The 17,266-nt window shown below is 74.2% G+C and carries 17 protein-coding genes; 3 read left to right on the forward strand and 14 right to left on the reverse strand.

Features of this window, described 5'->3' with window-relative positions; translation table 11 throughout:
* Window position 1 precedes the first annotated feature (1 nt).
* Genes O7629_RS11865 through O7629_RS11905 form a run of 9 tightly spaced genes read right to left on the reverse strand, consistent with a single transcriptional unit; the run spans window position 2 to window position 9,466 of the window.
* The gene (locus O7629_RS11865; protein ID WP_278169183.1) at window positions 2-1,036 is read right to left on the reverse strand and encodes an acyl-CoA dehydrogenase family protein; all 1,035 of its coding nucleotides are present in this window, start codon (window positions 1,034-1,036) and stop codon (window positions 2-4) included.
* Entirely contained in the window at window positions 1,026-2,147 is a 1,122-nt protein-coding gene (locus tag O7629_RS11870; RefSeq protein WP_278169184.1) for an acyl-CoA dehydrogenase family protein, read from the reverse strand. The genes O7629_RS11865 and O7629_RS11870 overlap by 11 nt, the downstream gene beginning before the upstream one ends.
* The gene (locus O7629_RS11875; protein WP_278169185.1) at window positions 2,144-2,923 is read right to left on the reverse strand and encodes a co-chaperone HscB; all 780 of its coding nucleotides are present in this window, start codon (window positions 2,921-2,923) and stop codon (window positions 2,144-2,146) included. Before O7629_RS11875 ends, O7629_RS11870 begins: the two co-directional genes overlap by 4 nt.
* Entirely contained in the window at window positions 2,920-3,753 is an 834-nt protein-coding gene (locus O7629_RS11880) for a CoA-transferase (RefSeq protein ID WP_278169186.1), read from the reverse strand. Before O7629_RS11880 ends, O7629_RS11875 begins: the two co-directional genes overlap by 4 nt.
* Window positions 3,750-5,261, reverse strand: a complete 1,512-nt coding sequence (locus tag O7629_RS11885; RefSeq protein ID WP_278169187.1) for a 3-hydroxyacyl-CoA dehydrogenase NAD-binding domain-containing protein — start codon at window positions 5,259-5,261, stop codon at window positions 3,750-3,752. Before O7629_RS11885 ends, O7629_RS11880 begins: the two co-directional genes overlap by 4 nt.
* Window positions 5,261-6,436 (reverse strand): thiolase family protein, encoded by a 1,176-nt coding sequence (locus O7629_RS11890; protein ID WP_278169188.1) that lies wholly within the window; start codon window positions 6,434-6,436, stop codon window positions 5,261-5,263. The genes O7629_RS11885 and O7629_RS11890 overlap by 1 nt, the downstream gene beginning before the upstream one ends.
* Window positions 6,433-7,776, reverse strand: coding sequence for an AMP-binding protein (locus tag O7629_RS11895; protein WP_278169189.1), 1,344 nt, complete (start codon window positions 7,774-7,776; stop codon window positions 6,433-6,435). Before O7629_RS11895 ends, O7629_RS11890 begins: the two co-directional genes overlap by 4 nt.
* A complete protein-coding gene (locus O7629_RS11900) occupies window positions 7,773-8,306 on the reverse strand; it encodes a hypothetical protein (protein WP_278169190.1) in 534 nt (177 codons plus the stop codon). Before O7629_RS11900 ends, O7629_RS11895 begins: the two co-directional genes overlap by 4 nt.
* Complete coding sequence (locus O7629_RS11905) at window positions 8,303-9,466, reverse strand: acyl-CoA dehydrogenase family protein (RefSeq protein WP_278169191.1); 1,164 nt, start codon at window positions 9,464-9,466, stop codon at window positions 8,303-8,305. The genes O7629_RS11900 and O7629_RS11905 overlap by 4 nt, the downstream gene beginning before the upstream one ends.
* Window positions 9,467-9,584: 118 nt before the next feature.
* Here O7629_RS11905 and O7629_RS11910 point away from each other — a divergent pair, with 118 nt between their 5' ends.
* Window positions 9,585-10,415, forward strand: a complete 831-nt coding sequence (locus O7629_RS11910) for an enoyl-CoA hydratase-related protein (RefSeq protein WP_278169192.1) — start codon at window positions 9,585-9,587, stop codon at window positions 10,413-10,415.
* A gap of 44 nt (window positions 10,416-10,459) precedes the next feature.
* Complete coding sequence (locus tag O7629_RS11915; protein WP_278169193.1) at window positions 10,460-11,101, forward strand: enoyl-CoA hydratase-related protein; 642 nt, start codon at window positions 10,460-10,462, stop codon at window positions 11,099-11,101.
* On the opposite strand, the gene O7629_RS11920 is transcribed toward O7629_RS11915, so the two are convergent.
* Window positions 11,090-12,010, reverse strand: a complete 921-nt coding sequence (locus O7629_RS11920; protein ID WP_278169195.1) for a hydroxymethylglutaryl-CoA lyase — start codon at window positions 12,008-12,010, stop codon at window positions 11,090-11,092. The two genes, O7629_RS11915 and O7629_RS11920, sit on opposite strands and share 12 nt — an antisense overlap.
* A 28-nt stretch (window positions 12,011-12,038) precedes the next feature.
* Between O7629_RS11920 and O7629_RS11925 the strand changes: the two genes are divergently transcribed.
* Window positions 12,039-13,265, forward strand: a complete 1,227-nt coding sequence (locus tag O7629_RS11925) for a CoA transferase (RefSeq protein ID WP_278169196.1) — start codon at window positions 12,039-12,041, stop codon at window positions 13,263-13,265.
* A 65-nt stretch (window positions 13,266-13,330) separates the two neighbouring features.
* Here O7629_RS11925 and O7629_RS11930 read toward each other — a convergent pair whose 3' ends face one another.
* The 4 genes from O7629_RS11930 to O7629_RS11945 form a co-directional block, all read right to left on the reverse strand.
* A complete protein-coding gene (locus O7629_RS11930; RefSeq protein ID WP_278169197.1) occupies window positions 13,331-14,131 on the reverse strand; it encodes an SDR family oxidoreductase in 801 nt (266 codons plus the stop codon).
* A complete protein-coding gene (locus O7629_RS11935) occupies window positions 14,128-14,973 on the reverse strand; it encodes an SDR family NAD(P)-dependent oxidoreductase (RefSeq protein ID WP_278169198.1) in 846 nt (281 codons plus the stop codon). The genes O7629_RS11930 and O7629_RS11935 overlap by 4 nt, the downstream gene beginning before the upstream one ends.
* A gap of 10 nt (window positions 14,974-14,983) precedes the next feature.
* On the reverse strand, window positions 14,984-15,646 hold the full coding sequence (locus tag O7629_RS11940; RefSeq protein ID WP_278169200.1) for a TetR/AcrR family transcriptional regulator: 663 nt from the start codon (window positions 15,644-15,646) through the stop codon (window positions 14,984-14,986).
* An 84-nt stretch (window positions 15,647-15,730) separates the two neighbouring features.
* A complete protein-coding gene (locus tag O7629_RS11945) occupies window positions 15,731-17,266 on the reverse strand; it encodes an AMP-binding protein (RefSeq protein ID WP_278169202.1) in 1,536 nt (511 codons plus the stop codon).

Below are 17,266 nucleotides of genomic sequence, written 5' to 3' on the forward strand. Positions count from 1 at the left end.
GTCAGCTCCCGATCCGGTCGGTCACGGTCCACTGCCACAGGTCGCCGCCGTCGGCGACCACCGTGCCCAGGGTATGGGACGCCACGCGGGTGGCGACCGGCTCGTCGCGCCAGGCGAGCAACCGGCCGGTGCTGCGGTGCAGCGGGTGTTCCCGGGTGATGCCCACCGCGCCGTGCAGTTGGTGCGCCAGCCGGGCCACCGTCGTGGCGGCCCGGCCGAGGACCACCCGGGCGGCGGCGACCCGGCTGGCCGAGTGGTCGCCGTCCCAGGCGTCCAGGGCGCCGCGCAGCGCCGCCCGGCTCTGCTCCCGCTCCCCCGCCATGGTCGCCACCGCGTGCGCCACCGCCTGCTGGGCCAGCAACGGCCGACCGAACTGGGTGCGGACCCGGACGTGTTCGATGGTCAACTGGCAGGTCCGTTCGACGGCGCCGAGCAGCGCGGCGGCCCGCAGCAGCGACTCCCGGCACCGCACGTCGGCGACGTGCGGTGCGGTCATCGCCACCCGTAGCGGTACGCAGCCCCGCAGGGCGACCCGGTCCCGGGGTTCGCCGGCGAGGTTGGTACCCGGGGTGACGCGCAGCCCGTCGGCGGCCGGGTCGACCCGGGCCAGCACCGGCCGGCCGTCATCGGCCGCGACGGCGCCGACCAGCAGCGCGGATGCCGCCTGCGCCCCCGGCACACCGGTGGCCGAGCCGGTCAGCCCGGTGTGCAGGCTGATCGCCTCCGCCGGGTCGGGCAGCGCCACCGCGTACCGCTCGTCGCGGTCCGGGTCGAGCCAGCCGGCCTCGCCGAGCAGCCAGCTCGCCTGCATCGCCTCGACCAGGGTGAGCTCCGGGGCGACGGCGGCAGCCGCCCGCACGATGGCGGCCGCGTCGTGGACGGTGCCGCCGGAACCGCCGGCCTGCTCCGCGACGCCGACGGTCAGCCAGCCAAGGTCCCGCGCGGTGGCCCACAGCGACCCGGCCGCGACACCGGTCAGCGCTTCGGCGACGATCTGGCGCAGCATCACCTCGTCGGTCGGTTCGTCACCGGACATGGTCCGCCTCCCCTCGGGCGATCAGGGTCAGCAGCACCTCGGTGGTGCCGCCGCGGATGGAGAACCCGGGCGCGGCGAGGATCCCCTGGGCGAGCAGCGCGGGCAGGCCGTCGCCGGTGGGATCCGGCCGGACGCCGGTGACCCAACGGGCGGTCTCGGTCACTTCCCGTTCGAAGGTGGTGCCGAGGTGTTTGAGCAGCGCCGCCCGATGCACCGGGGCGGCGCCGGCGTCCAGGTCGGCGGCGATCTCCCAGGCGATCCGGCGCAGCACCGACAACCGGGCGGCGAGTTCGCCGACCGCCTCGACGGCGGCCGGCTCGGCTTCGTCGCTCACCGACCGGGCCAGAGCCGCCAGTAGCGGGTAGGTGCTCATCACCCGTTCCAGTCCGCCGCGTTCGAACGACAGCTGCTCGGTCACCTGCCGCCAGCCCTGGCCGACCTCGCCGATCACCCAGCGGTCCGGGACCGGCACGTCGTCGAAGATCATCTCGTTGAAGTGGTGCTCGCCCTGCAGGTCGATGATCGGCCGGACGGTGACGCCCGGAGCGGCGAGGTCGACGACGAACTCGGTCAGCCCGTCGTGGCGGCGCGCACCGCCGCCGGTGCGGGCCAGGACGTAGGCGTGGCTGCTGCGGTGCGCGTGGCTGGTCCACACCTTGGCGCCGGTGATCCGCCAGCCGGCACCGTCGCGGGTGGCGGTGGTGCGCACCGCCGCCAGGTCGGAACCGGCTTCGGTCTCGCTCATCCCCAGGCAGAACGTCACCTCGGCGGCGGCGATCCTGGGCAGGAACTCCCGGCGCAGCTGCGCAGTGCCGTACCGCAGGATCGCCGGGCCGATCTGCCGGTCCGCGATCCAGTGCGCGGCCACCGGGGCACCGGCCCGCAGCAACTCCTCGGTGACCACCAGCCGGGCAAGGTTCGACCGGCCACCGCCGCCGTACTCGCCCGGCCAGGTGATGCCGATCCAGCCGCGGCGGGCCACTTCCTTGCTGAACTCGATGTCGTGCCCACGCAGCCAGGCGTCGCAGACCGGCTGGAAGCGGCCGGCCGCCCGCCATCGGTCGGCGAGGTCACGCACCTGCCGGCGCAGTTCCTGGAGATCGTCAGTCAACGCTGCCCTCCGTCGTCGGTTACCGGGTGGCCGGGTCCGGTCTGGTCGGTCGACGCCTGCCGGGCCACCCGGTAGCCGCGGCGGGCCGCCTCGGTCAGGGTCCGCCGCGCGGCGCGGCGGGCGGCCGGTGCCACCGGTGCCGCCGGCCGGGCACCGTCGACCGGCACGCCGAGTTCGGTCAACCGGTGCAGGAACTCGGCGGTGCCGGCGGTGTCGACCAGTTCCACCAGCCGGGGTCGGGTGCCGAGGTGCAGGGTCCCCCAGCGGGTGTGCAGCCGCACCGAGGTGGCCGGCCCCGGGGCGGCGGTGACGTGCTGCACGCGGTCGGCCAGCCGGGCCGGATCGGCGCCGCCGTGCAGCAGCACCAGTTCGCGGGCGGCAGCGGCGGCGTCGGCCGCGCCGCCCCCGCCGGCCAGCCGGACCTTCGGCGGCCGGCCGACGCCGATCATGCTCGCGTTGATCCGGCCCGCGAGGTCCACGTTGGCCGCGTCCAGCACCACCCGGTCGCAGCGGGCGACCAGGCAGAGCAGCACGTCGGCGCTGGTGCCGCGCCAGCCCACCGCGTCAGCGTACGCGGGGTAGTCGGTGGTGCTGGTCGCGACGGTGGTGGCCGGACCGTCGCACACCGCCCCCGCCTCGTACACCTCGGCGAACGGCTCCCCGGGCAGGTGGTGGGCCAGCCGGGCGGCGAGCACCGGCCAGTGGAAGCCGGTGAACACGTAGCCGCCACGGCGGAACTCACCGGCCGCCCGGATCAGGAAGTCGACGACGCTCACCGGGGCACCGCTACCTCGTCGGCCAGCCAGCGGGCGAACCCGTCGCTGGTCCGGGCCGCCGCCAGGTACGCCTGGTAGGCGGCCACGTCGCGCGGATAACGGCCCGGTGCGCCGTCCGGGTGTACCGCGCCGGGTGCCACCACAACCGCCGTCACCAGCAGGCCGGGCAGGGTGGCACCGGCCGCGCGTACCTGCTCGACGCTGGCGGCGGCCTCGGCGACCACGACGACCCGCCGCGCCGCCTGACAGGCGGCGGGCACCTCACCGAGCGGGGTACGGATCACCGCGTTGCCTCGCTCGTCGACCAGGTCGGCGTGCACGAATGCGACGTCGGGGGTGACCGCCCGCACGACGGTGGCCGGGCCGAAGTCGCCGTCGGCGGTGCCGAGCAGCCCACCCGACCAGCCGCTGTCGGTGTACCCGGTGCCGGGCGTCGACGGCACCGGCATGAACGGCACCCGCCAGGCGGCGGCGGTCATCGCCGCGTTCAGCATGCCGAGGCTGACCTCGTGCAGCGCGACGGACTGGTCACCTGACTCGACCAGCCGGCGGAAGTTCCACGCCGGGTCCGGCCCGACCGGGCTCCAGCAGTGCCCGAACGTCGCGGCGGCCAGCGTCCCGGCGCCGATCAACTGGTCGAGCAGCAGGCCGCCGGATGCGACGACCGCGTGCAGCCGGCGACGGCGCTGCCGGATCAGTTCGTGGCCGACGCTGAACAGCTGCGCGCCGAAGTTTCCCAGGTAGACGCAGTCGCCGTCGGCGACGTAGCGGGTGACGGCCTCGGCCAGGGTGAGGGTGGGCCGGCGCAGCCGGTCGGCGGGCCGCGTCATGACCGGCGGCGGGCGGCGCCGGCCGCCTGTCGACGCAGCAGCAGGCCGGGCCGGTACCGGGGGTCGCCGGTGAACCGGGCCAGCGCGACGAGACCGTCGAGCACCCGGTCCGCGCCGACCCGGTCGACGTACTCCGCCGGTCCGACCGGATGGTTCATCCCGAGTCGCAGCGCGGTGTCCACCGCGGCCGCCGTCGCGGTGCCCTCCTCGACCACCGTGACGGCCTCGTTCGCCATGGTGTACATCAGCCGGTCGGCGACCAGGCCGGGCAGCGCGGGCAGCCGGACCGAGCCGGCCCCGGTGGCGGCGAGCACGGCGGTGACCGCGTCGGTCTCGGTGACCGCGGCGACGTCGTCGTGGACCACCTCGGCGAAGACCCGTTCGGCGGTGGGGTGCAGCCGCAGCCAGCCCACCCCGGGCGGCGCGACGTCGAGCCAGCCGGCGTCGGAGCTGTCCAGCACGACGGTCCGGCCGGCGGCCACCAGGTCGGTGATCTCGGCGGCGCACCAGCGCGGATCACCGGCGGAGGCGTACAGCAGCACCGCGTCGGCGGGTGCGTCGGCGGCTTCGACCAGGCCGGCGACGCCACGCAGGCGGTCGGCGGCCGGCCCGGTGAGCGCCACCGGGCCGGTGCCGGCCGGTGCCGGTCGGACGACCCGCCGCCGCGCGGCGGCCGGTGGTTCGGCCGAGTAGTCGTAGTAGCCGCGGCCGACGCCCCGGCCGGTGAGCCCGGCGCGCACCAGCGCCCGGGTCAGCGGGATCGGCCGGTAGCGCGGATCGCCGAACTCCCGCAGCGCGGTCTCCGAGGAGGCCAGGTGGGTGTGCAGCCCGGTGAAGTCGAGCAGCTCCAGCGGCCCCATCCGGTGCCCGAGCGCGTCCCGGGCCACCGCGTCCACCACCGGGGCCGGCACGCCCTGGGTGACCAGTAGTTGGGCCTCGTAGTACAGCGGCCGGCAAACCCGGTTCACCACGAAGTTGGGGGTGTCGGCGCAGCGTACCGCGGTCTTGCCCAGCCCGGCGACCCACCGCTGTGCCCGGTCGACGACCTGCGGCGCGGTCTGTGGACCGGCGACCACCTCGACCAGCCGCATCCGGGTCGCCGGGTTGAAAAAGTGCAACCCGACCAGGCGGGTCGGGTCGCCGAAGGCCCGGCCGAGTTCGGCGACGCTCAACGAGGACGTGTTGGTGGCCACGACCAGGTCGGCTGACCCGGCTGCGGCGACCCGGGCGAGCAGGTCACGTTTGACCGCCAGGTCCTCCACGACAGCTTCGACGAGCAGGTCGGCACCGTCGAGCGCGGCGGTCAGGTCGGCGGTGGCGGTGACCGGCACCGGCCGGACGTCGCGGTGCGCCTCGCGCCGCAGCAGCTCGGCGTTGTCGCGGGTGCTGGACTCGTCGGCGTCGACCACGGTGACCCGCGCACCCGCCTGGGCGAACACCCGGGCGATGCCGCGGCCCATCGGTCCGAGCCCGACGACCACCACCGACAGTTCGTCCACCGTCGCCATCAGCTGACCCTTTCCAGTACGGCGGCGACCCCCTGGCCGCCGCCGACGCAGAGGCTGGCCACTGCGGTGGTGGCGTCGCGGCGGGCGAGTTCGTGCAGCAGCGACACGACGATCCGGGTGCCGCTCTGCCCGGTCGGGTGGCCCAGCGCGATACCGCCGCCGTTGACGTTGACCCGGTCCTCGGCGAGGCCGAGTTCGCGGACGTTGTGCACGATCTGCGCGGCGAACGCCTCGTTGATCTCGAACAGGTCCACGTCGGCCGTTGACCGGTTGGCCCCGGCCAGCGCGCGGGGCACGGCGTGCACCGGCCCCACCCCCATTTCGGTCGGATCGACGCCGACCGCCGCGAACGACACCAGCCGGGCGGCGGGCGTCAGGCCGTACCGCTCGACGGTGGCCGCGTCGGCGACGATCACAGCGGCGGCGCCGTCGGCCATCTGGCTGGCGTTGCCGGCGGTGACCGTGCCGCCGTCGACGAACGCCGGCCTCAGTCCGGCGAGTCGCTGCGGCGTACTGTCGGTACGGAACGTCTCGTCACGCTCGAACGCGCCGTCGGCGGTGGATACCGGCACCGTCTCGGCGGCGAACCGGCCGTCCGTCCAGGCGGCGGCCGCCCGCTGGTGGCTACGGGCGGCCCAGGCGTCCTGGTCGACGCGGCCAATGCCGTACCGCTCGGCGATCCGTTCGGCGGTCTGGCCCATGTTGAGCCCGCAGACCGGGTCGGTGCCGCCGTCGCGCCAGCCGTCGACCAGGGTGATGTCGCCGCGTCGCACACCGTCCCAGCGCAGCCCGGAGTCGGCCAGATAGGGCATCGTGCTCATCGACTCGACGGCGACGACCAGCGCGGCGCCGGTGTCGCCGGCGGCGACCGACTGGGCGGCCAGCTGGATGGCCTTCAGCCCGGAGGCGCAGGCCATGTTGACGGTCTGCGCCGGGGTGCGCTGCGCCAGGCCGGCCCGCAGGGTGATCTGCCGGCCGGGGTTGGGGCCGTTGCCGGCCTGGCGGCAGTTGGACGCGACCACCTCGCCGACGGCGTCGGCCGGCAGGCCGGCCCGGTCCAGGGCAGCTCTCGCCGCGACGGCGCCCAGGTCCACCGCCCGCACCGCGCGTAGCGAGCCGCCATAGCGTCCGTGCGGGGTACGCACGGCGCCGATGAGATACACGTGCCGGTTCACGTTCGCTCCGTCCCGCCGCCGCGTCGCACGACGCGGCGGGCCTTGTGGGTGTGGCGCGGCAGGCTGCCGGGCGCGACCGCGACCACCTGGGCGCGGACCCGCAGCGCCTGCCGCAGCGCCGCGGTCAGTTCGGCGGTGGCGGTCGCGGTGCCGTCGGGCACCTCGATCTCGACCTTGATCCCGGTCAGATATCCGCTGTGCCGGTCGGTGACGTCGGCGTCCAGCACGATCTGGTACTGGCCCCGGCCGGCCGGGTGTTCCCGCAGGACCTGTTCCACCGCGCTGGGGAAGACGTTGACGCCCCGGACCACCAGCATGTCGTCGGCCCGGCCGAGCACCCCGCCGGCCAGCCGGGCGTGGGTGCGGCCGCAGCCGCAGCCGGTGCCGTCGCGCACCACCAGGTCACCGGTCCAGAACCGGACCAGCGGAGTGGCCTGCTTGTCCAGGTGGGTCAGGACGAGGACCCCGGTCGTGCCGTCGGGCACCGGTTCGCGGGTACGTGGGTGCAGCACCTCGGCGTGGACGAAGTCCTCGGCGAGGTGCCCGCCGGCCTGTTCCTCGCATTCCCAGGCCACCGGCTGGAACTCCAGGCAGCCGTAGCCGTCGAAGCAGCGGGCACCCCAGGCCTGCTCGATCAGGGCCCGGGTGGCGGGCACCGCGCCGCCGGGTTCACCGCCGACCATGACCCGGCGTACCGGGCAGTCGCGCAGCGGCCGTCCGGTCTGCTCGGCGACCTCAGCCAGGTGCAGCAGGAACGACGGGGTTCCGCCGACGGCGGTGACGCCGTACCGGAAGATGGTGTCGATCTGCCGGTGCGTGTCGGCGGATCCGCCCGGCACGACCGTCGCGCCGATCCGCTGGTAGCCGGCGGTGGCGCCGAGCCCGCCGACGAACCACGGATAGCTGAACAGGCACAGGTAGACGTCCCGGTCGCGGACGCCCTGCCCGTACGCCATCCGCGCGTACAGGTCGGCCCAGCGTTCCAGGTCGGGGCCGGTCCACAGCACCGGTACCGGGTCGCCGGTGCTGCCGGAGGAGAAGTGGACTCGCTGGACCGCCTCCGGATCGGCCGCCCGGGCGGTCCCCCACGGCGGTTCCTCGCGCAGCCCGTCCAGGTAGTCGGCCTTGTCGATGATCGGCAGGTTCCGCAGCGAGTCCAGGTCAGTGAGGTCGGCCGGGTGCCAGCCGATGTCGAGCATCCGCCGCCGGTGCAGGGTGCTCGCCTGGTAGACGTAGCTGAGCTGGCGGCGCAGCGCGGTGAGCTGCTGCTGGACGAGCCGGTCGCGGGGGAAGGTCTCGCACTCCGACCACCAGCGGCGTACCGGCCGGTGCCCGATCATGCGGTCCTCCCCGGTCGGGCGGCCGGCGGGGTCAGGGCGAGCAGCTGCCCGGTGAGCAGGGCGGCCGCCGGGCCGGCGAGGTAGCCGATCAGGTCGGCCAGCGGCGGTGCCGTCGGTACTGCCGGGGTGAGCAGGCAGTTCACCCGGATGTGCTGCGGTGCCCATTCGGTGGCCAGGGTCCGGGTCAGCGAGGTCAGGCCCGCGTGCAGCGCCGCGCCGGTCGGGCCGGGTGCGTCGGCGGCGATCAGCAGCAGGCCGCCGCCGGATGCGTCGGTGAGCAGGTCGTATCCGGCCCGGGCGGCGGCGAAGACGGTGGTGAGGGTGGCCGCGGCGTCGCCGGTGGTCGGGGCGACGCCGTCGCGCAGGTCGGCGACGACCAGGTCCGGCGCGGCCCCGTCGGCCTCCGGCAGTCGGGCACCGAGGCCGGCCAGGGCCGCGGTCAGCGCCAGGGTGGGTGTGCCGGCGACCCAGCCGACGGTACGGCCGGTGAGCGCGCCGGCGGCCAGGCAGCTGGCCTGCGTGGCGGTCACCGGACCGGCTCCGCCTGGTCGGCGCCGATGGCCCGGGCGATGACGATCCGCTGGATCTCCGAGGTGCCCTCGTAGATTTCCAGCACCCGCTGGTCGCGGTAGAGCCGTTCGGCCGGGCAGGGCTTGCAGTAGCCTTCCCCGCCGTACACCTGGACGGCGAGGTCGACGGCGCGGTGGGCGACCTCGCTGGTGTAGAGCTTGGCCATGGCACCGACGGTGGCCACCGACGCGCCGTCGTCGTAGCTGCGGGCGGCCTGGTAGGTGAGCAGCCGGGCGGCGGTGAGCTCGGTGGCGAGGTCGGCGAGGCGGAAACCGATCCCCTGATGTTCCAGCAGGGGGCGGCCGAACCGGCTGCGACGGGCGGCCTCGGCGGTGGCGAGCTGGTAGGCGGCCGCCGCGATGCCGAGCCCCTGTGCGGCGACGCTGATCCGGCCCAGGTCGAGGGTGCGCAGCGCGAGCCGCAGTCCGCGGCCGCGTTCGCCGAGGATCGCGTCGGCTGGTACTCGGGCGTCGAGTTTCAGGTTGCTGGTCCGGGTGCCCCGGATGCCCATTTTGTCCTCGTAGCGGTCGATGACCGCGCCCGGGGTGTCCTTGTCGATCAGGAACGCGGTGATGCCCCGCGCCCCGGCGTCCGGGTCGGTCTTGGCGAAGACCACGTAGTGCTGTGCGGCGCCGCCGTTGCCGATGTAGATCTTCTCGCCGCGCAGCCGGAACCCGTCGCCGTCGGGCAGGGCGGTGGTGGTGATCGCGGCGGCGTCGCTGCCGGCGCCGGTCTCGCTGAGGGCGAAGCTGACCGCCCGGCCGCGCAGCAGGTCACCGAGGACCAGCTGACGCTGTTCGTCGGTGCCGGCCAACAGGAGTGGCACCGCGCCGAGTTCGTACGCGGCCAGGATGGCGCCGGTGGCGGCGCAGGCCCGGGAGACCTCCTCGGTGATCGCACACACCGCCTGCATGCTCAGCCCGGCGCCGCCGTACTCGGTCGGCACGAAGATGCCGGTCAACCCGGATTCGACGAAGGCGGCGACGTGTTCCCAGGGGTAGCGCTGGTCCCGGTCGAGTTCGGCGGCGAGCGGGGCGAACTTCTCGGCGGCGAGGGTCCGAGCGGTGGCCAGCCAGCTGGCCCCGACCGGGTCGAGTTCCGGTTCCCACAGCACGCCCATCCCGGATCCTTTCCGAAGTCTCCGCCGGCACTTCCCGACCACCGGTCGCGTTGATAACGTCAACGTAGATGTCGACCAGCTTGCCGAGCGGGGTCCGACGTGTCAAGGAGGTCGCACAGTGGCAGACCCGACAGGGACAGTGGCAGACCCGACCGGGCCGGTGGCCGAACAACCGCCGCCGGCACCGGCGGTGCTCGCCGAGCGGGAGGACGCCGTCGCCGTCGTCCGGCTCAACCGACCGGACCGGCGCAACGCGCTCACCACCGACACGATGCACGACCTGGTGGACGCCCTGGCGGCGGCCGACGCCGACCCGCAGGTCCGGGCGATCGTGCTCACCGGCGGCAGCCAGACCTTCGCCTCCGGCGCCGACGTACGCGAACTGCTCGCCCTCGACACCGCCCGGTACCTGGACTCACCCCGGGTCGGTGCGTGGCGGCGGATCATGTCGGTCGGCACCCCGCTGGTCGCCGCCGTCGCCGGACCGGTCCTCGGCGGCGGCTGCGAGCTGGCCCTCGCCTGCGACCTGGTCGTGGCGGCGGACAACGCGGTGTTCGGCCAGCCGGAGATCCGGCTCGGCATCATGCCCGGCGCCGGCGGCACCCAACGCTGGGCCCGGGTCGCCGGCCGGTTCGTCGCCGCCGAGGTCGTCCTGCTCGGTCGCACCGTGGACGCCTGGCGGGCCCGGGATCTGGGCCTGGTCCACCGGGTCGCCCCACGCGAGCGGGTGGTGCAGGTCGGTGTCGAGGTCGCCCGGGAACTGGCCGGGTTCGGCCCGATCGCCACCCGACAGGCCCGCGCGGCGGTCCGGGCGACCGAAGAGACCCCGCTCAGCGCCGGGCTGGACCTGGAACGCGCGATGCTGGCCGGGCTGCTCGGCACCGCGGACCGCACCGAGGGGATCACCGCGTTCCTGGACAAGCGCCCGCCCCGGTTCCAGGGCCGGTGAGAACCATCCGTGGGGTGCGGGGTATCCGTGACGAAGGGACCGAGATGAACATCGCCACCGTGGCGATCGGCGCCGGCGCCGACCTGGCCGACCTGGCCACGGCCGTACGCGACTCGGCGCGGCAGACCGGGCTGGCCGCCGTCCTGGTGGAGGTCGCCGGGGAGGCGCTGGACCCGCGGGGCGACCAGGTCGCCGCCGGCGCCGCCACCGACCGGCTGCGCGCCGCGCTGCGCCGGGCGGCAGCACCGAGCGTCCTGGCGGTCACCGGCCCGGTCGGCGGCGCCGGGCTGGCCGCGCTGCTGCACTTCGACGTCGTGCTGTCCGCTCCGACCAGCACATTCACTGCCGGCGACCCGGACAGCGGGGCGCTGCTCGTCAGCGACCTGGCCGGCCTGCTGATCCGGCGGGTCGGGCCGGGACGGGCCCGGCAGCTGGTGCTCACGGGCCGGTTCCTCGGCGCCGCCACCGCACTGGACTGGGGTCTGGTCGCCGGGGTCGACCCGCAGTGCGCCGACCGGGCCGGTGAGCTGGCCCGGTCCTGGGCCGACTCCCCGGGTGCCGGGCTGGCGCTGCGGGCCCTGGACGCGGCGCAGTGGCTGCCCGCCGCCGACGCCGCCGGCTACGCCCGCGACCTGCTGCCGCTGCTCGCACCGGCCCCGGCGGAGGACACCCGGTCAGACCGGTGACGGGAACAGCCCCGCCCGGCTGAGCCGGCCCGGGGCGGTGATGCCCAACGCGGCGGCCAGCCAACGGGCGTCGTCCAGCACCGTCGGCAGGTCCAGGCCCACGTCGACGCCCATCCGGTTCAACGTGTAGGCGAGGTCCTCGGTGGCCACGTTGCCGGTGGCGGCCGGCGCGAACGGGCAGCCGCCGATCCCGGCCAGGCTGGCGTCCAGGGCGGTGACCCCGGACCGCACCGCCGCCACCGCGTTGGCCACCCCGGTGCTGCGGGTGTCGTGGAAGTGCGCCCGCAACGGCAGGCCGGGGGCCAGAGCGGCGGCCTGGCCGAAGCGCTCCTCCACATCGGTCGGCACCGCCACCCCGATCGTGTCGGCCAGCACCAGCTCGTCCGGTGATTCGGCGAGCACCGCGCGCAGCACGGTCGCCAGGCGTGCGACCGGGACCTCGCCCTCGAACGGGCAGCCGAACGACGCCCCGACCGTCACCGCGACCCGTACCCCGTCGGTGGCGGCCCGGCGGCGGACGGCTGTCATCGCCCGCAGCGCCGCCGTCACCGGCATCCCCTGGTTCCGTTCGCTGAACGTCTCGGTGGCGAGCACCACCATGTTGACCTCGGTGAAACCGCAGTCGCGGGCCCGCAGGTAGCCGCGCTCGTTGAGCACCAGGGCGGTGTAGCGCACCCCGGGGCCGGGGTCGGGCAGACCGGCGGCCACCTGCTCGGCGTCGGCCATCTGCGGTACCCGGTCCGGGCGGACGAAGGCGGTGACCTCGATGCGCCGTGCGCCGTGGCGGACCGCCCGGCGGACCAGTTCGAGCTTGTCACCGGTCGGCAGCAGGGTGGCCTCGTTCTGCAGCCCGTCCCGGGGCGCCACCTCGACGATCTCGACCACGACCACTCCCTGCTGTTGCGTCAACGTTTACGTGGACTGTATAACATCAGACATGACGCACGCGCCGCCGGACGGCACCCCGGACACCGCACCGCCACTGGCCGGAGTGCGGGTCATCGAGATGGGCTCCCTGATCGCCGGCCCGTTCTGCGGGCAGCTTCTCGCCGACCACGGCGCCGAGGTGATCAAGATCGAGCCGCCGGGCGTCGGCGACCCGATGCGCGAATGGGGACGGGAGAAGTCCGACGGACGGTCGCTGTGGTGGCCGATCATCGCCCGCAACAAGAAGTCGATAACCCTCGATCTGCGCACCGGGGACGGCCAGCAGATCGCCCGCGACCTGCTGGCCGACGCGGACGTGCTGCTGGAAAACTTCCGGCCCGGCACCGTGGAGAAGTGGGGACTCGGCTTCGACCAGCTGACCAGGATCAACCCCGGGTTGGTCATGGTCCGGGTCTCCGGGTTCGGCCAGCACGGGCCGTACGCCGAACGACCTGGCTACGGCGCGATCGCCGAGGCGATGGGCGGCCTGCGGTACGTCGTCGGCGACCCGTCCACCCCGCCCAGCCGGGTCGGCATCAGCCTCGGCGACTCCCTCGCCGCGACGTTCGCCACCCTCGGCACCCTGCTCGCGCTGCGCGCTCGGGACCGCACCGGCACCGGTCAGGTCGTCGACGCCGCGATCTACGAGGCGGTCCTCGCGCTGATGGAGTCCTTGGTGCCCGAGTACGGGCTGGCCGGCTTCGTTCGCGAACGCAGCGGACCGATCCTGCCCAACGTGGCACCGTCGAACGTCTACCCCACCAGCGACGGCGCGATGGTGCTGATCGCCGCGAACCAGGACACCGTCTTCCGCCGGCTGGCCGCCGCGATGGGCCGCCCGCAGCTCGGCACCGACCAGCGGTACGCCAGCCACACCGCCCGGGGCCGGCACCAGGCCGAGCTGGACGCCCAGATCGCCGACTGGACCCGGACCCTCAGCGTGGACGCCCTCACCGAGACGCTGATCGCCCATTCGGTGCCGGTCGGCAAGATCTACCGGGCACCGGAGATGCTCACCGACCCGCACTTCCAGGCCCGCCGGACCATCGTCTCGGTCGACGATCCGGCGCTGGGCGCGGTGCCGATGCAGAACGTGTTCCCCCGGCTGGACCGCACCCCTGGCGTGGTCCGGCACACCGGCCCGGCACTCGGCGCCCACAACGACGAGATCTACCGCGGTCTGCTGGCGATGACCGACGAGCGGTACGCACGGCTGCGGGCCGGCGGCGTCATCTGACGGTGGCACCGCCCGGTCGGCGTCAGTCCACGGCGCCGGTGGCCCATACCGCGCTTGGCGACACGTCAGCCGTGGTGCAGCAGCGCACCGGCGGCGCCGACGAGCGTGGCGCCGCCGTCCAGGGCGATCAGCTGGCCGGTTATCCACTCCCCCGCCGGCCCGGCCAGGAAGCCGACCAGCTCGGCCACCTCGTCCGGGGTGGTGGCCCGGCCCAACGGGGTACGACGCAGCACCTCCGCCAACGCGGTGCCGGTGAGTTCGTGGCGTACGCCGTCGGTCAGCACGGTGCCCGGCGCCAGACAGTTGAGCCGGATCCCGTCGGCGGACCAGCGCTCGGCCAGCGACCGGGTCAGGCCCAGCACCCCGGCGCGGGCGGCGGCCGAGTGGGCCAGGCCCGGGATGCCGGCCTCCGGCGCGGACAGCGAAACGTTCACCACCCGACCGTGACCGCGCGCGGCGAGCCACGGATGCGCCGACTCGGTCAGCCGGGTGATCGCCGTCAGGTTCAGGTCGGCGACCGCGGCGAACCCCCGGGGGGAGATCCCGGTGGCCGGGGCGACGAACTGCCCGCCCGCGTTGTTGACCAGGATGTCCAGGCCGTACCGGCGGCCGACCTCGGCGATCAGGTCGGTGACCTGCTCCGGACGACGCACGTCCAGCGGCCGGGCGACGAAGCGGCCCGGTGCGGCCAGCCCGGCGGTGCCGGCCAGCGGCTCCGGCCGCCGCCCGACACCGACCACCAGGGCACCGAGGCCGGCCAGCCGCAGCGCGACCGCCCGGCCGATACCGGTGCCGGCACCGGTGACCAGCGCGGTCCGGCCGGCGAGCAGACCGGGGCGCAGCACCTGCGGATCGGCGTCCGTCACGGCCGGGCCAGCCCGGCGACCAGGCCGCCGTCGACCGGCAGCAGCGCCCCGGTGACGTAGCTGGCGGCGTCCGAGGCGAGCCAGCAGACCACCTCGGCGATCTCCTGCGGCTCGGCGGCCCGCCCGATCGGGTGTGTCGTCTCCAGCGCGGTGGTGTCGAACCGGACGATCGGGGTGCGGACCAGGCCGGGACAGACCGCGTTGACCCTGATACCGGCGGCGGCGTACTCGATCGCCGCCGTCCTGGTCAGTCCGGCGATGCCGTGTTTGCTGGCCACGTACGCGGCCGACGCCGGCACCCCGCGCAACGCGGCACCGGACGCGGTGTTGACGATCGACCCGCCGCCGCCCTGGGCAAGCAGCTGGGCGATCTCGACGCGCAGGCAGTGGAAGGTGCCGGTGAGGTTCACCGCCAGCACCCGGTCCCAGACGTGTGCCGGGTAGTCGGCGGTGTCGGCGAACACACCGGTCACCCCGGCGTTGTTGTGCGCGACGTCGAGCCGGCCGAACCGGCGGACCACCGCGGCGACCATCGCCGCGACGGAGTCGGCGTCGGCGATGTCCACCGGATGCGCCACGGCGGTCGGGCCGATCGCCGCCGCGACGGACTCGGCGGCCGTCAGGTCCCGGTCGGCGACCAGCACCCGGGCACCGGCCGCCGCCAGCCGGTGCGCGGTCGCCGCGCCGATCCCGGACCCGCCGCCGGTGACCAGCGCCACCCGGTCGGTCAGATCGGGACCGGTCGGGCGGCCACCGCCGGTGGCCGGTGCCGGTGCGGCCCGGCTCACCGGCCGGTCCCGGTCGCCCGGGGCGGTCTGCTGCCGTACGCCGCGCCGCGGCACCGGCCGACGGTCAGGACTTCGGTGCCAGACTGGACAGGGCCAGCTCGATGAAGATCTCGCCGAAGTCGGCCAGGCTGCGTGGCCCGTCCGGGTCGAACCAGCGGTAGGTCCAGTTGAACATCCCGACGATGCCGAGCACCGCCACATTCGGGTCGACGTCGGAGCGGAACTCGCCGCTGGCCGCGCCGTCGGTGATCACCTTCGTCAACAGCCGGCCCCACAGGTCGGCGTTGCGCTGGATGTCGGTCACCTCGTCGCCGGTCATCACCTTGTGGATGTTCTCGCCGACGAAGATGAACAGCTCCGGGCGGCGTTGCATCGCGTGTACGTAAGCCCGCAGCCCTCGGGCGAGCTTCTCCCGGGGCGGCGTCGGCTCGGCGACGATCTCCTCCAGCTCCACGCGCATCTGCTCGATCGGCTGATGCAGCAGCGAAACGAGCAGCTCTTCCTTCGTGCCGACGTAGTAGTAGAGCGTGGCCCGGTTGATGCCGACCTCGGTGGCCACGTCCTCCAGGGTGGTCTGGGCGTAGCCGAGCCGCTGGAACACCCGGGCCGCCCCGTCCAGGACCTCCTGCCAGCGGGCGTCGGACTTGCGGCCGCTGGCCAGCCTGCGCTCCATCCGCCGGCGAGCGATGTCGCTGGCTGCCGTCCGGTTGCGTTCCCGGGTCGCCACGGGCGCCACACTCCTCCAGCACGACCGACCAGAGTCGATCTATGAACAGTCGCGTTGATGATAGCGCAGCGCGTCGGACAGTGGTCATCGGGTACGCAGCGTCCGCTTGAGGACCTTGCCGCTGGCGTTGCGGGGCAACGCCAGCTCGACCCGGAACACGGCCGGGATCTTGTACCCGGCGAGCCGGGTCCGGCAGTACTCCCGGACGGCGTCCTCGTCGAAGGCGCCACCGGGGTTGAGCACTAGGTGCGCCCGGACGATCTCGCCCCACCGCTCGTCCGGCACCCCGACCACCGAGACCTCCTGCACCGTCGGAAGCTCCGACAGCACCTGCTCGATCTCGATCGGGTAGATGTTCTCCCCACCTCTGATGATCATGTCCTTCTTACGGCCGGACAGGTAGAGGTAGCCCTCGTCGTCGCGCCAGGCCATGTCACCGCCGCGGAACCAGCCGTCGACCAGCACCCGGTCGGTCTCGTCCGGCATGCCGAGGTAGCCGGCCATCACCGCGTCGGACCGGGTGACGATCTCACCGACCGTGCCGTCCGGGACCTCGTTCAGGTCGTCGTCGCACAGCCGCAGGTCGACACCCATGCCCGGTTTGCCGATCGAGCCGAGCAGATGCTCGTTGCCGGCCACCGCACGGCGGTGGTCCTGCGGGGTCAGCACGGTCTGCAGGCCGGCCTCGGTGCCGGCGCCGAACATGTTCATGAAGTCGCACCGGAACGTGTCCATCGCCCGGCGCAGCAGGGTCGGCGACATCGGCGCCGCCCCGTACGCGATGGACAGCAGCCGGTCGTAGCTGGCGTCGCGCACGTCCGGCTGCTGCAGCAGCATGTCGATCATCGTCGGGACCAGGAAGACGCCGTTGAGCACATCGCGGCGCAGCCACTTGAGGACGGTGACCGGGTCGAACGCCGGCAGGATCAGCGACGGGAAACCGCGGGCCACCCCGGCCAGCACGTAGCCCATCCCGGCGACGTGGTACAGCGGCGCCGGCGAGTAGTGGAACGAGTCCGCCGGCAGCCGCCGCTCGAGGATGCACTGGAACACCAGGTGCTTGGTCATCCGCTGGTGGTGCATGACGCCCTTGGGCAGGGCGGTGGTGCCGCTGGTGAAGGCCAGGCACATGATCTCATCGTCGCCGAACGGGGTGTCGATCTCGACGTCGTCACCGGCGGCCACCAGCTCCTCGTACCCCCGGTCGGCCACCGCGGTCTTCTCGTACGACACCGTGTAGCGCAACGTCGGCACGTCGACCGACTCGACCATGGCGGCGTACCGCTCGCTGAAGAACAACACCTTCGCCTCGGCGGTACGCAGCAGCATCTGCAGCTCCGGCTGGGCCAGCCGGAAGTTCAGCGGCACGTAGACCGCGCCGAGCTTCATGCAGGCCAGTAGGGTCTCCATGTAGCAGTGCGAGTCGGTGGCGAACAGCGCCACCCGGTCGCCCTTGCCGACGCCCATCCGGCGCAGTTCGTTGGCGACCCGGTTGACCCGGCTGTTGACCTGGGCGAACGAGTACGAGTCGGTGTCGGTGACGAAGCAGGCCCGACCCGGCGTGTTCCGGGCGTGCAGCCGGACCCAGTCCGCCGCCCGGCTGGTGCGCTGCGTGGACAT

The organism is Solwaraspora sp. WMMD792 (assembly GCF_029626105.1).
Taxonomy (GTDB): Bacteria; Actinomycetota; Actinomycetes; order Mycobacteriales; family Micromonosporaceae; genus Micromonospora_E.

What these genes read in the sequence shown, in the direction of transcription:
- O7629_RS11885 (WP_278169187.1), bottom strand. Translation starts at nt 5,261, where the DNA reads ATGGCGACGGTGGACGAACTGTCGGTGGTGGTCGTCGGGCTCGGACCG.
- O7629_RS11925 (WP_278169196.1), top strand. Translation starts at nt 12,039, where the DNA reads ATGACGCACGCGCCGCCGGACGGCACCCCGGACACCGCACCGCCACTG.
- O7629_RS11865 (WP_278169183.1), bottom strand. Translation starts at nt 1,036, where the DNA reads ATGTCCGGTGACGAACCGACCGACGAGGTGATGCTGCGCCAGATCGTC.
- O7629_RS11880 (WP_278169186.1), bottom strand. Translation starts at nt 3,753, where the DNA reads ATGACGCGGCCCGCCGACCGGCTGCGCCGGCCCACCCTCACCCTGGCC.
- O7629_RS11945 (WP_278169202.1), bottom strand. Translation starts at nt 17,266, where the DNA reads ATGTCCACGCAGCGCACCAGCCGGGCGGCGGACTGGGTCCGGCTGCAC.
- O7629_RS11895 (WP_278169189.1), bottom strand. Translation starts at nt 7,776, where the DNA reads ATGATCGGGCACCGGCCGGTACGCCGCTGGTGGTCGGAGTGCGAGACC.
- O7629_RS11915 (WP_278169193.1), top strand. Translation starts at nt 10,460, where the DNA reads ATGAACATCGCCACCGTGGCGATCGGCGCCGGCGCCGACCTGGCCGAC.
- O7629_RS11905 (WP_278169191.1), bottom strand. Translation starts at nt 9,466, where the DNA reads ATGGGCGTGCTGTGGGAACCGGAACTCGACCCGGTCGGGGCCAGCTGG.